The sequence below is a fragment of the Mycobacterium sp. E735 genome (assembly GCF_001666955.1).
GTDB lineage: Bacteria > Actinomycetota > Actinomycetes > Mycobacteriales > Mycobacteriaceae > Mycobacterium.
The window spans coordinates 1-12,126 of record NZ_LZIX01000212.1 but is presented as its reverse complement, the minus strand read 5'-3'; the positions used below and the strand labels follow the sequence as shown (position 1 = coordinate 12,126).

The window sequence follows — 12,126 nt, the reverse complement described above, 5'->3', positions numbered from 1 at the left end:
AGATGGCAAGACAGACCGATGAGCGGGTGACCGCCGCGGACGACAGTGAGCTGGCCGTCACCGCGGCAGCCGTCGACGAAGCAGGCGGCGAAAACGTCGACGATCAGGCTGACGAGATCGCCGGGGAGACAACCGAGTCGAGGGGCCGGCTGACCCGCTTACGGCACCGGATTATCCCGCGGCTATCGCACACCGGGCAGGCGTTGTTGGCCGGTGCCCTCGTCGTGGCTGTGCTGGCGGGATTGACCGGTTGGCTTGGCTTCCGGGCCTACCAGAAGCACGAGGCCCAAACACAGCGCGATCTGTTCGTGCAGGTGGCGCGTCAGGGTGCGGTGAACCTCACCACCATCAACTACACGGAGGTCGATGCCGACGTGCAGCGCATCATCGAGCTGGCCACCGGAGCCTTCCGTGAGGACTTCGAGCAGCGGTCCAAGCCGTTCATCGAGGTCGTTAAGGCGGCGCAATCGAAATCGGAAGGCACCGTGACCGATGCCGGCCTGGAGTCGCAGCGCGGCGACGCCGCGCAGGTGCTGGTGGCGGTCGCGGTGAAGTCGCGGACCGCCGCCGGTGAGGAGGCGCCACGAGAGTGGCGCATGCGGATCGAGGTCCGGACGGTCGGTGACGATGCCAAAGTGTCGAACGTGGTGTTCGTGCCATGACGACGTTGAGTGAAACCCCCACGCACGATGAGGAACTGGTCGACGCCGACGACGCGAAGACGCCGGAGGAATCAGATGCAGTCGACATCGAGGAGGGCTCCGACGGCGAGACCGGCACCACGCGGGCAAGGGCGCCGATCGCATGGTCCCGCGTTGTCGCGTACGCGGTGCTACCCGCCTTGGCGTTGCTGCTGGCGCTCGGCGCGGGCTACCTCAAGTGGGTGGTGGCCTCGTCCGATGACCTCGCGCGAGTGCGAGCGGAATCGGTGCGGGCCGCGAGCGAAGACGCCGTCGCCTTGCTTTCGTATAAGGCCGATTCGGTGGAGAAGGATCTGGCCGCCGCCCGCGAGCGGCTGACCGGCGATTTCAAGGACGCCTACACGGAACTGACCCGCCAGGTGGTCATTCCGGGCGCCAAGGAAAAGCACATCACCGCGGTCGCCAAAGTCAGCGCCGCGGCGCCCGTTTCGGTGACGGCGAACCACGCCGTGGTCCTGCTGTATGTCAACCAGACCGTCACCATCGGGGAGGGCGCTCCCACCGACACGCAGCCGGTCATCCGCGTGGCATTGGCGAAGGTCAACGGCCGATGGTTGGTTTCGCACTTCGATCCGGTGTGAGGGGAACGGCCATGAGATGGTTACGCGCGCTACCCGCGGCCGTGCTTCTCGCCGCGCCGGCGCTGCTGGCGCCCGCCAGCGCGCATGCCGACAACAAGCGGCTCAACAGCGCCGTCGTCTCCGCGGTCTACACCTTGCAACACCAGGCGGGCTGCACCAACGACGTCATCAGGGACAACGCGCTGACGCTGGCCGCCCAGTGGCACGCTGACGACATGATGAACAACCGAAACATCAATGACGACATCGGATCCGACGGGTCGACGCCGCAGGACCGGGCCAACGCGGCCGGCTTCCGCGGCAAAGCGTCCGAAACGATCGCGATCAACCCGGCGATCGCCATCAGCAGCCTGGAGCTGGTCAACCAGTGGTATTACAACCCCGACGACATGGCGATCATCCGCGACTGCGCCAACAGCTCCATGGGAGTGTGGTCCGTGAACAGCATGGACCGCACCGTGGTGGTCGCGATGTACGGGCAACCGGGCCCGCGCAATCGATGACAAGTCTAAAAGAAGGTTCCTGATGATCTTCGAACCGCCGGGCACGGAGTTGGTCGAGACTTCGCCACGCTTGACCATCGGCCAGCTGGCCGAATTGCGCGGCCTGGACCCGCAATTGCAACTGCTGGATGTTCGCGACTCCGACGAGACGATGCAGGGCATCATCCCCGGCGCGCGGGAGATTCCGCTGCCGAACCTGACGAACTCGCTTTCGGACTTGGATCCCACGGCGCCCGTGGTGGTCTACTGCGCCAGCGGCCGGCGCTCCATGGTGGCCGTTAGCGGGCTTCGGGCTTCGGGGTTCGACGACGTTGCGGACCTGGTCGGTGGCTTTGAAGCCTGGCAGGCTGCCGGGTTCCCGATCGCCATCGGCGATGAGATCGTTTCGGACACACCGCAGGTCGGCCCGCGGGCGGCCAAAGCGTTGGTCGACGCGGGCGCACTGCTGCTCGATGTGCGGGAGCAGGACGAATGGTGTACCGAGCACGCGCCGGCTGCGATGCTTCTCCCGGTCGGGCGCGTGCGCACTCGAGAGGATGAACTGCCTCGTGACCGCCGCATTGTCGTGGTATGCCGCTCGGGGGGACGGTCGGCGGCGGTGACAGCGTTGTTGCGCCGCTCCGGTTTCGACGCGGTCAACCTGGCGGGTGGCATGTGCGCGTGGGCCGCCGCCGGGTTGCCGATCGTGAGTCACGGCGGCGACACCGGGCTGGTTGTCCAAAGGGAGGATCCCCTCAACTGCGAGACCTCGCTTCAGCAACTGATCGGGGGCGTCGTGACGCCCTCCGCCCACTTCTACGTTCGCAATCATTTCCCAACCCCGGTGCTCGATCCGCAGCTGTATCAACTCGCGGTCACCGGTTTGGTTGAGCGGCGCCTCTGCCTTTCCCTGGACGACCTATACCAGCTGCCGAAACAGTCGCTGGTCACCACGCTGGAATGCGCCGGCAACGGACGGCTTCACTTCGACCCGCCGGTCGACGGCGAGCAATGGGATCTCGGGGCGGCGAGCACTGCCGAATGGACCGGCGTCCGGCTGGTCGACATTTTGGACTGGGCGGGACTGTCCGCTGGCGCCCACGATGTCGTGTTCCGCGGCGCCGACTCGGGTCCGGTCGACGGCGCGAGCGGGCCGGTGCGTTTCGAGCGCGCCCTATCGGTTCGGGATGCCCGCGACGCCGGTGCGCTCGTCGCATATGCGATGAACGGCGAACCGCTCCCACTGCAGCACGGTCGTCCCGTCCGGTTGATCGTGCCGGGCTGGTATTCCGTCGCATCGGTCAAATGGCTGACCGAGATCGCCGTGGTGGACCGCCCATTCGAGGGCTTCTTTCAAACCAACCGGTATCACTACGAATGGGAGCGCGACGGCGGTGTCGTGCGGGAGCCGGTTCGCCTGCAGCGGGTCCGCGCCCTGATCGCCCAGCCCCTCGACGGTGCCTCTGTAGCCGCCGGGGAAATCGTCGTGCGAGGAGTCGCCTGGTCGGGGGCGGCGATCATCGACCGCGTCGACGTCTGCGTTGGCGAGGACTCCTGGCAGCCGGCCCGTCTGATCGGCGAACCCCGCCGACACAGCTGGCAGTGGTGGGAGTTGTTCGCGCGCTGTGATCTTCGCGGGTCCACGACGGTGCGGGCACGGGCGACCGACGCGGCGGGCAACACGCAACCCGAACGACCCGAATGGAATCGGTTTGGCTACGGCGGCAACGCGATTCAGACGATCTCCATCGAGGTGCGATGAAACACGCGGGTCGAGATCAGCCCGACAGTTCCGACAAGACCTTGTTGACGTCGGAGGTCGCACCGCGGTTGTAGGGCAGTTTGGACAGCGCGGTGGCCATGGCGCAGGTGTTGGACAGCGCGGCGTAGGTCAGTCCACCCCCGATCAGGGCGGCCACCCACTTCAGCCGCGGCACCGCGACGCTGCCCAGAACGGACGTCAGGACCACCGATCCGGCGACGAGTCGGACCTGTCGCTCGAGTTCCCACCGCTGTGCGCCGCGGTTCACCTCGAAACCTTGGCCCTCCCAATCGGTGATCCCCTTTTCGAGGACCCGCCCGCTGGTCAATCCGGCGTTGCGCAACAGCGTCTGCGCCTGGGTCGAGCGTTGCCCGGAACGGCACACCAGCACGACGTCGTCTTCTTGCCCGAGCCGCCGAGCGATTTCCTCGCCGTGTTGATCCAGTACGTCGAGGGGAACGTTGAGGGACCCGGCGATGTGCGCGGTCTCGAACTCGGCGGGGGTCCGGACGTCGACGACCCATGGAGCTTTGGGTGATTCGATCAGCCTGCGCAGCTCGATCGAGGTTATCGGGTCGGTGGTCGGTGTGTTCATGATTGCTCCCGGTGCAGATTGGTGAGTTAGGGGGTTGTTATCCCGAGCTTTTCGGCGTTGTCGTACTCGTCATCGATGAGTACGACGTCCCGACCTTGACGGTCGAGCAGTGCGGCGGCGATCGATGCGCGGTAGCCGCTGGCGCAATGGATCCATAATTCGCGGTCCTCGGGAAGCTCGCCAAGTCGTTGGGGCAGTTCGTGCAACGCCACGTTGACCGCGTCGCGCACGTGGCCGCCGTCGAACTCGCCGGCTTGGCGGACATCAAGGACCAGGACACGCGCATCGTCGAGCGCCTCGACGACATCCTCGAAGCTCGCGACCCGATAGCTCCGCAGCTCAGATCCGGCAGTGAGCTCGCGGATGTCGCCGGTGGCGCTGCCGGTCAGCCGGTCGACGCCGATGCGGGCGAGCTCGCGCTGAGCTTCGGCGACCTGGTCGGCATCTTCTCCGATCAGGGTTAGTGGCGCGCCCCACGCGTAAAGCCAGCCAACGTAATTGACGAACGAGCCGGAGAACTCGAAGCCATATGTGCCGGCCAAATGTCCTGCCGCGAAAGCGGTCCGGTTGCGCAAGTCGACGACCCATTCGCCGGCGTCGATTCGCGCTCGAAGCTCCTCCGGGCGCACGGGCGCGACGGGGGAGAGGTCCGGTGCTTCTGGTCCCTTCCTGTTGATCACGCCCATGTGCGCGTAGTAGGCGGGGTATGCGGAAAGCTCGGCCAGCAGTTGTTCGACGTAGTCCCGTTCGTCCTGGGTGAGTGCCGGATTGGTCTGGCGTTCGTCGCCGATCGTCGACTCGTCGCTGTCGGTGGGGGCGGCCGAACAGAAGCTGCCGAATCCGTGCGTGGGATAGACGGGTGTGCTCGCGGGCAACTGGTCCGCGAGCCGACGAACCGAGCGATACTGCAGCCGGGACAATTCGGCGGCGTGCTCTTCGCCGGCCAGGTCGGTCCTTCCGGTGCTGCCGAACAGCATCGATCCGCCGGTGAACACCCCGACCGTCTGGCCACCTCCGTCGCGGAGCACATAGCTGACGTGGTGGTGCGTGTGCCCGGGCGTGGACAGCGCTTCGAGGTGGAGCCCGCCCGTGTCGATCCGGTCGCCGTCGCCGACGGGCCGGTGCGGGAACTCAACGTCTTCCCCGGCGGGAAGAAGGTATTCCGCGCCGGTGGCTCGGGCGAGCGCCAGGCCGCCGGTCACGTAGTCGTTGTGAATGTGAGTCTCGAGCACGTGGGTGATGCGCAGGGCTGCGGCCAAATCCAGCACACGGTCGATGTCACGCTGCGGGTCGATGACGACCGCGACCTCGCCGTCGCTCACCAGGTAACTGCGGTCGCCCAATCCCGAGGTTTCGATAACCGAGACGTCCACCATCGTTGTTCCAAGCTGCTCGATTTGCTCACGACCGACCCCTCAAAAGCTAGCGGCCAGCAAACCGGACGTCGCGGTGGTTCCGTCGCGTGCTGCGGGGGCGGTTGACAATCGTGATCCCCTGGTGTGGGCGTTGATAGCGCGCAGGCCACGCTCAAACTGCCATTGCGACCGCGTCGGGTGCGATTAGATCCCGCAAATTGGTTGGGTGCGCAGGCCGACGCCACTTTGAACCCCGGTGATTTCTTCTCCGCCCGATCGGACGAGAGCGGCGGGGGGCTAGCGACTGGACATCGAGTCGGCGTCGCCCGGGTAGACGCGTCGGCCGTCGGGCGCAAAGTCGCAAGCGCACCATTGGCCCCGGTCCTGTGGCCGCGGAAGCTGTGTGCCGCGCTTGCGCATCAGGTGCTGTTTGTACACCTTGTCGCGCTGCTGGGGCGAGAACGCGAAGTCCAAATTGATCGGTAGACCCGCCCAGTCGACCTGGTCGCCGGGTTGGTCGTCGCCAGCCGCACGCCGCAGCCGGCACTGCAGCGGGCACACGGCCCGCACGGTGTCCTCGAGGGGCCCGTCAAAATCCAGAGCCACTACGTCCCTCCTCGGCGCGACCAATGAGTGAATGGTGCAGTGAGGTTGTTTCAGTGGCAGGTGCGTGACGTTTCCGTCGTATTACGAGTCGGGCGGAGGCGCGGCACCTAGTAGACGTCGCGGTGGTAGCGCTTGCCGGCGCTCAACGACCTGACGTACTCCTTTGCCGCGTCGGGGTCGAGGCTGCCGTGTTCGGCGGCGACCTCGCACAGCGCGCGGTCGACGTCCTTGGCCATCGGGTCCGCGGTCCCGCAGACGTAGAGTTGCGCCCCGTCCTGCAGCCAGCGCCACAGCTCCGCCCCACGGCTGCGCATCAGGTGCTGCACGTAGATCTTGTCGCGCTGGTCCCTCGAGAACGCCAGGTCCAGCTCGGTGAGCAGCCCGTCGGCGTGCATCTGCTCGATCTCGTCGCGGTAGTAGTAGTCGGTGGCGGCGTGCTGCTCGCCGAAGAACAGCCAATTGGGACCGGTGTGCCCGAGCGCGCGTCGTTCCTGCAGGAACCCGCGGAACGGCGCGATGCCGGTGCCCGGACCGATCATGATCATCGGCGTATCCGGGTCGCCGGGGGGCCGGAAATTGCTCGATGGCTGCAGATAGACGGCGACGCGATCGCCGGGGGAGCGGTCGGCAAGGTAGGTCGAACAGACTCCGCGCCGCGGGACTCCCTGGAAGTTGTAGCGCACCGGCGAGACCGTCAGGTGGACCTCTTGGGGGCATTCCTTCGGGCTCGACGAGATCGAATACAGGCGCGGCTGAAGGCGTTTCAGCACCCTCAGCCACTCGTGGGCCGAGGCGGAGACCGGGTGCTGCGCCAGCAGGTCGATCGACTGGCGACCCCACGTCCAATCGGTCAGCGCGGCTTTGTTTTCCGGCTTCAGCAGCTCGGCGAGTTTCCGGTCGCCGGTGCGCTCCTGTACGAACCGCACCAGGTCCCGGCTGATGTGGGCGATCTCGATTCGCTCCGTGAGCGCCGAGCGCAACGACATCAGACCGTGCTCGCCGACCTCGACCGGGGTCTGCCCGTCCAGGCCCGTGACGGTCAGCCATTCATCGACGAGCTGGTCGCTGTTGCGCGGCCACACCCCGAGCGCATCGCCGGCCTCGTAGCTGATCGTGCCCTCGGGCACTCGAAACACCAACTGCCGCACGTCCTTTGCCGATTCCGGCCGGCCCAGCTTGATGTTCTGGGCCATGTCGGTGATCAGCGGATGCTTCTTGGTGTACCCGGCCGTTCTGGACCCGTCGGCCGGTCGGGGCGGCGCGGCGACCGTCGAGGTGGCCACGGCCGGCGCAACCCCGTCGTGGCCCACCGGTGCGGGCGTGCGGGACAGCGCATCGATGACACCGTCAAGCCACCTGGCCGCGGCGTCGTCGTAGTCGGGTTCGCAGTCGACCCGCTCGATGATGCGCGTCGCGCCGAGCTGGGCCAGCCGCTCATCCAGCTTGCGCCCATGACCGCAGAAGTCGTCGTAGTTGGAGTCGCCCAGCGCCAGCACCGCGTAGCGGGTGGCGGTGAACCGTGGTGCGGCGTCTGACGTCAACGCTCGCCAGAGCCCGGCGCCGTTGTCGGGCGGCTCTCCGTCGCCGGTGGTGCTGGTGACCAGCAGCAGCTGCCGCGTCGTCGTCAGTTCGGTCACCGGGAAGTCGTCCATGCTGTGCAGCGCGACGGGCAGCTGTTTTTCGCCCAGCCGCGCCGCGATGTCGGCGGCGAGTTCCTCCGCGTTGCCGGTCTGCGATGCCCAGAGCACGACGACGGGCGCGCGTTCTGCGGGTTTGGCTCCGGGCGGCTCGGTGGTCGGTGGCTTGACCGTGGGGGCCGGCGTTGCCCGCGTCGTGTCGTTGCGCGAGAACAGGCCCGCCAGCAGGCCATCCACCCACAGCCGGGTGCCCGAGTCGAAGGGAGCGCTCAGGGGCAGCGTCGGCACGCCGGACGCGCATCGACCGGCATCCGACCGAAGGGCGGTCAGCATTCCGGCGAGATAGGATCGGCCGAGCTCATCGAATTCCGGCACGGGCCTTGTTGCCACACCGAGCAAGGCGGCGAGGGCATCGACCTGCGACACGCTGATTTTCGGTAGCTCCGTGGGCGCGGGTGCTGGTGCGTCGGCATCCACCGATGGCTGAGGTTCAGTGCCCCGATTCGCCACCGGGACGGCGACTTTAGCCAATGCGACGGCGCAGGCTTTGAATTCCGGCTGGTTCGAGATCGGGTCCACCGCGTCGTTGGTGACCGCGTTGATCGCGAGGTATTCGCCGAACAGGTCGTTCCAGTGGAACGGTGCGAAGCAGTTGCCGGGCCGCACCCGGTCGCTGATCGCGGCGGGCAGCACGGCGCGACCGCGGCGCGAAGCGATTTCGATCGCGTCACCCTCGGCGACGTGCAGCCGTGCCGCGTCGTCGGGGTGGATTTCGACGAAAGGCCGGGGATTGAGCTTGTTGAGCTTGGCGACCTTGCCCGTCTTGGTCAAGGTGTGCCACTGATGCGCCAAGCGACCGGTGTTCAACAGGAACGGGTAGTCGTCGTCGGGCATTTCCTCGGGCGGCAGGTGCGGGCGGGCGAAGAACGCCGCGCGGCCGTTCTCGGTGGGGAAGGCCAGCCGGGGAGTGCTGCCGTCCTCGCGGACCAGCCGGGCCTGACTGACACCGTCGTTGAGGTAGCGAATGGGGCTGCGGTCGCCGGCGCCCCCGGGTGCGCACGGCCACTGCAGGGGGCCCCGGCGCAGCCGCTCGTAGCTGACCCCCCGCAGGTCGTAACCGGTCTTCGGATTCGAGAACCGTTTGATCTCTTCGAAGACTTCCTCGGCCGAGTTGTAGCTGAAAGCGTCCGAGAATCCCATCTCGCAAGCGACCCGGGCGATGATCTGCCAGTCGGGCATCGCATCTCCCGGCGCCGTGACCGCCGGCTGGAACAGCGTCATGTTGCGCTCGGAGTTGACCATCACGCCCTCGGCTTCCGACCACAGGGCCGCCGGCAGGAGGACGTCGGCGTATTCGTTGGTTTCCGTTTCTCCGAAGGCGTCCTGCGCGATGACCAGCTCGGCGCGCTCCAGGCCGGCCAGCACGGTCCTGCGATTGGCCACGGAGGCAACGGGGTTCGTGCAGACAATCCAGCACGCCTTGATGTCGCCGCGGGCCATCCGGGAGAACATGTCGATGGTGCCGGTGCCCACGTCCGTGTGGAGCGTTCCCCGTGGGATGCCCCACTGGTCTTCGGTGAAGGCCCGGTCGACCGCGGACAGGACCGAGCGCTGTCCGGGCAATCCCGGTCCCATGTAACCCATTTCGCGGCCGCCCATCGCGTTGGGTTGCCCGGTGAGGGAGAAGGGACCGCTGCCGGGTTTGCAGATCGCACCGGTGGCCAGGTGCAGGTTGCAGATGGCGTTGGTGTTCCAGGTGCCGTGGGTGCTCTGGTTGAGGCCCATGGTCCAGCAGCTCATGAAGTTGTTGGCTTCGCCGATCATGCGGGCCGCCGCGCGAATGTCGTCCTCGGGAATCCCGGTGATGTCGCTGACCGCGTCGGGGGTGTACTGCTCCAGGAAGCTGGGCATCACCTCCCACCCCTCGGTGAACTCGGCGATGAATTCGGGATCGGTGTGCCCGTTCTCGACGATCAGGTGCAGCAACCCGTTCAGCAGTGCGAGATCGGAACCGGGGGCGATTTGGAGGAACAGGTCGGCCTTGTCCGCGGTCGCCGTACGCCGCGGATCGACCACGATCAGCCTGGCGCCTGCCTTGACGCGCTCCATCATCCGCAAGAAGAGGATGGGATGGCAGTCGGCCATGTTCGCGCCGATTACGAAGAAGACGTCGGCGTGGTCGAAGTCTTGGTACGAGCCGGGCGGCCCGTCGGCGCCCAGCGAGAGTTTGTAACCGGCACCGGCACTGGCCATGCACAGCCGCGAGTTCGACTCGATCTGGTTGGTGCCGATGAAGCCCTTGGTCAGTTTGTTCGCCAGGTACTGCGCCTCGATGGACATCTGGCCCGACACATACATGGCAAAGGAATCCGGGCCGTGCGCGTCGATGATCGCGCGTAAACGGTGCGCGGACTGGGCAATTGCCCGCTCGATGTCGACGGGCTCGAGTGGCTCGCCACGGTCGGCGCGCAGATGCGCCGATTCGATTCGTCCAGGCGCCCCGAGCAAGTCGGACGTGGTGGCGCCCTTGGTGCACAACCGGCCGAAGTTGGCCGGATGTTGTTTGTTTCCAACAGACTTCCCGATGTGGCGCCGGCCGCTCTCGGGGTCGGTTGTGACCTGCAACACCATTCCGCAGCCCACGCCGCAGTATGCGCACACGGTGTTCACGGCATCGTTGTCGGACGCCATGGACTCGGTGGCCACGCCTACCTTCCCTCCATTGAGCACAATGGGCTTACGTGAATGGTGCGACGAGGATGTTTCGGCACCGGGTATCGGGAGTTTCCCCCGTTTTACGGCTTCCTCTCACCGGCCTAAGCGCGTCCGTGAACTTTCGGGAATGCCGCATAACCCCAGGTCAAGACAGGTCATCATCGACCCGCCGACCCCGGTCAAGGCTACCCGCGGGGCCCGATGCCTGAGCTATCAGAACGGGGTCTCGGACCAAATAAACGGGACATTCACAGCCTTCGCTAAGCTCACCGAGTGCGTCAGCTGATTGTGATCCTGTTGATCCTGCTGGCCTCCGGTTGCGGCGGGCACCAAGCCAGTTCGCCGCCAACCCCATCCGAGACGTGCAAGGACTCCGACGGGCCGGCGCCCGCGACGGTGCAGCGGGCCATCGCGTCGGTGCCGATCACCATCCCCGGTAGCAGCTGGGTGGAAATCGCTCGGGGACATGCCAAGAAGTGCCGTCTGTATTGGGTGCAGATCATTCCGACCATCGCCAGCGAGTCCACCGGACAGCAGCTGCTGTTCTTCGACCACAACACGCCGCTGGGCCCGGCGACCCCGAATCCCAAGCCGTACATCACCGTCTTACCGCCGGCCGATGACACTGTTGCCGTTCAATACCAATGGTTGAAGGGCAACGATCAGCCGTGCTGTCCCACCGGCAGCGGGACGGTGAAGTTCGGGATCGGCCCGGACGGCAGGCTGAAGGCGCTCGGCCCGATCCCGAATCAATAGTGTTGTGTCACAACATGAGGGAGCGGCGACTCAGTTCGCGGCGACGTCGGCGAGGTTCTCCGGGTGCAGCATCTCAGCGTAGCGCAATTGCTCGGGGATTCCGAAACCGTCGACGAGCGTCTCCGCGTGCGGTCGCAGCGCGCGGCATCGATCGTTGATGCCCCGGGTAACTGCCTTGGCCCGCTCGGTGGACAGGTACCGATGCTCGATGTACCACGCCTTGTCGTCTTCGATGACCGAAAGCGCGTACAGATCGCAGAGGATGCCGAGCAGTTCGCGGGTTTCCTCGTGCGGGCAGGCATCGATGCCGGCGACGAACGCCTCGAGCACCACCCGGTCGATGTGTGCGGACGCCGCGTGTAAAACGTGGTCCTGCACCGCGTTGAACGCGTCGAACTCCGACATCTCCTTGGATTTTGCCTGCAGCCGACGGGCCACGGACGCCAGCAGATATTCCTCGCGGTCCTCGAACATCTTGATCTGCGTGCCGCGGTTGAAGAGGCTGCCCTCTTCCTCGCTGTCCTGCCGGGCATCCACGATCGTTTGGATAATCGTCTCTGCCGCAGTCCGTTTGACGACGCGCTCGCCGACGGTGTTGGCGGCGAAGCGCACCCATTCGACGGGGCTCATGCTGCGGATGTCATCGGCGTAGGCCGTCAGCAGCTCCTTGGCCACCAACTGCGTCAGTACGTGGTTGTCGCCCTCGAACGTGGTGAAGACGTCGGTGTCGCCGCGCAGCGCGACCAACCGGTTCTCGGCCATGTAACCCGCGCCCCCGCAGGCCTCGCGCGCCTCCTGAATCGCCCGCGATGCGTGCCAGGTGTTGGCCGCTTTCAGCCCGGCGGCGCGGGCCTCCAGCTCGCGCTGCTCGTCGGCGTCCACCGCGTCCGCGGTCTGGATGTCGTGACACTTGCTGACCAGCTCGTTCTGGGCGAA

Annotated in this window: 10 protein-coding genes; 5 read left to right on the top strand and 5 right to left on the bottom strand. The window is 66.3% G+C overall.

Features of this window, described 5'->3' with window-relative positions; translation table 11 throughout:
• Nucleotides 1-2 precede the first annotated feature (2 nt).
• Genes A5704_RS16890 through A5704_RS27790 form a run of 4 tightly spaced genes read left to right on the top strand, consistent with a single transcriptional unit; the run spans nucleotide 3 to nucleotide 3,526 of the window.
• Nucleotides 3-662: an Mce protein gene (locus tag A5704_RS16890; protein WP_156737692.1), complete on the top strand. Its 660-nt coding sequence runs from the start codon at nucleotides 3-5 to the stop codon at nucleotides 660-662.
• Complete coding sequence (locus A5704_RS16885; RefSeq protein ID WP_231969167.1) at nucleotides 659-1,282, top strand: hypothetical protein; 624 nt, start codon at nucleotides 659-661, stop codon at nucleotides 1,280-1,282. The genes A5704_RS16890 and A5704_RS16885 overlap by 4 nt, the downstream gene beginning before the upstream one ends.
• Before the next feature lie 11 nt (nucleotides 1,283-1,293).
• Entirely contained in the window at nucleotides 1,294-1,785 is a 492-nt protein-coding gene (locus A5704_RS16880) for a CAP domain-containing protein (protein ID WP_067782622.1), read from the top strand.
• 22 nt (nucleotides 1,786-1,807) lie between these two features.
• Complete coding sequence (locus A5704_RS27790; RefSeq protein ID WP_082954894.1) at nucleotides 1,808-3,526, top strand: molybdopterin-dependent oxidoreductase; 1,719 nt, start codon at nucleotides 1,808-1,810, stop codon at nucleotides 3,524-3,526.
• Between the two features lie 16 nt (nucleotides 3,527-3,542).
• Here the strand turns inward: A5704_RS27790 and A5704_RS16870 are convergent, their stop codons facing one another.
• The 4 genes from A5704_RS16870 to A5704_RS16855 all read right to left on the bottom strand — a co-directional run bounded on the left by A5704_RS16870 (nucleotide 3,543) and on the right by A5704_RS16855 (nucleotide 10,410).
• Nucleotides 3,543-4,121 (bottom strand): rhodanese-like domain-containing protein, encoded by a 579-nt coding sequence (locus A5704_RS16870; protein WP_067748480.1) that lies wholly within the window; start codon nucleotides 4,119-4,121, stop codon nucleotides 3,543-3,545.
• A 26-nt stretch (nucleotides 4,122-4,147) separates the two neighbouring features.
• Nucleotides 4,148-5,494 carry a rhodanese-like domain-containing protein gene (locus tag A5704_RS16865; protein WP_067890079.1) on the bottom strand — a complete coding sequence of 449 codons (1,347 nt, stop codon included), beginning with the start codon at nucleotides 5,492-5,494 and terminating at the stop codon, nucleotides 4,148-4,150.
• 279 nt (nucleotides 5,495-5,773) lie between these two features.
• Nucleotides 5,774-6,082: a hypothetical protein gene (locus A5704_RS16860; protein WP_156737691.1), complete on the bottom strand. Its 309-nt coding sequence runs from the start codon at nucleotides 6,080-6,082 to the stop codon at nucleotides 5,774-5,776.
• Between the two features lie 107 nt (nucleotides 6,083-6,189).
• Complete coding sequence (locus A5704_RS16855; RefSeq protein WP_067890074.1) at nucleotides 6,190-10,410, bottom strand: bifunctional nitrate reductase/sulfite reductase flavoprotein subunit alpha; 4,221 nt, start codon at nucleotides 10,408-10,410, stop codon at nucleotides 6,190-6,192.
• 312 nt (nucleotides 10,411-10,722) lie between these two features.
• Between A5704_RS16855 and A5704_RS16850 the strand changes: the two genes are divergently transcribed.
• Nucleotides 10,723-11,190, top strand: coding sequence for an LppP/LprE family lipoprotein (locus tag A5704_RS16850; RefSeq protein ID WP_067748578.1), 468 nt, complete (start codon nucleotides 10,723-10,725; stop codon nucleotides 11,188-11,190).
• Between the two features lie 30 nt (nucleotides 11,191-11,220).
• Here A5704_RS16850 and A5704_RS16845 read toward each other — a convergent pair.
• A partial coding sequence (locus A5704_RS16845; RefSeq protein ID WP_255396411.1) for an acyl-CoA dehydrogenase occupies nucleotides 11,221-12,126 on the bottom strand: 906 nt, incomplete at its 5' end.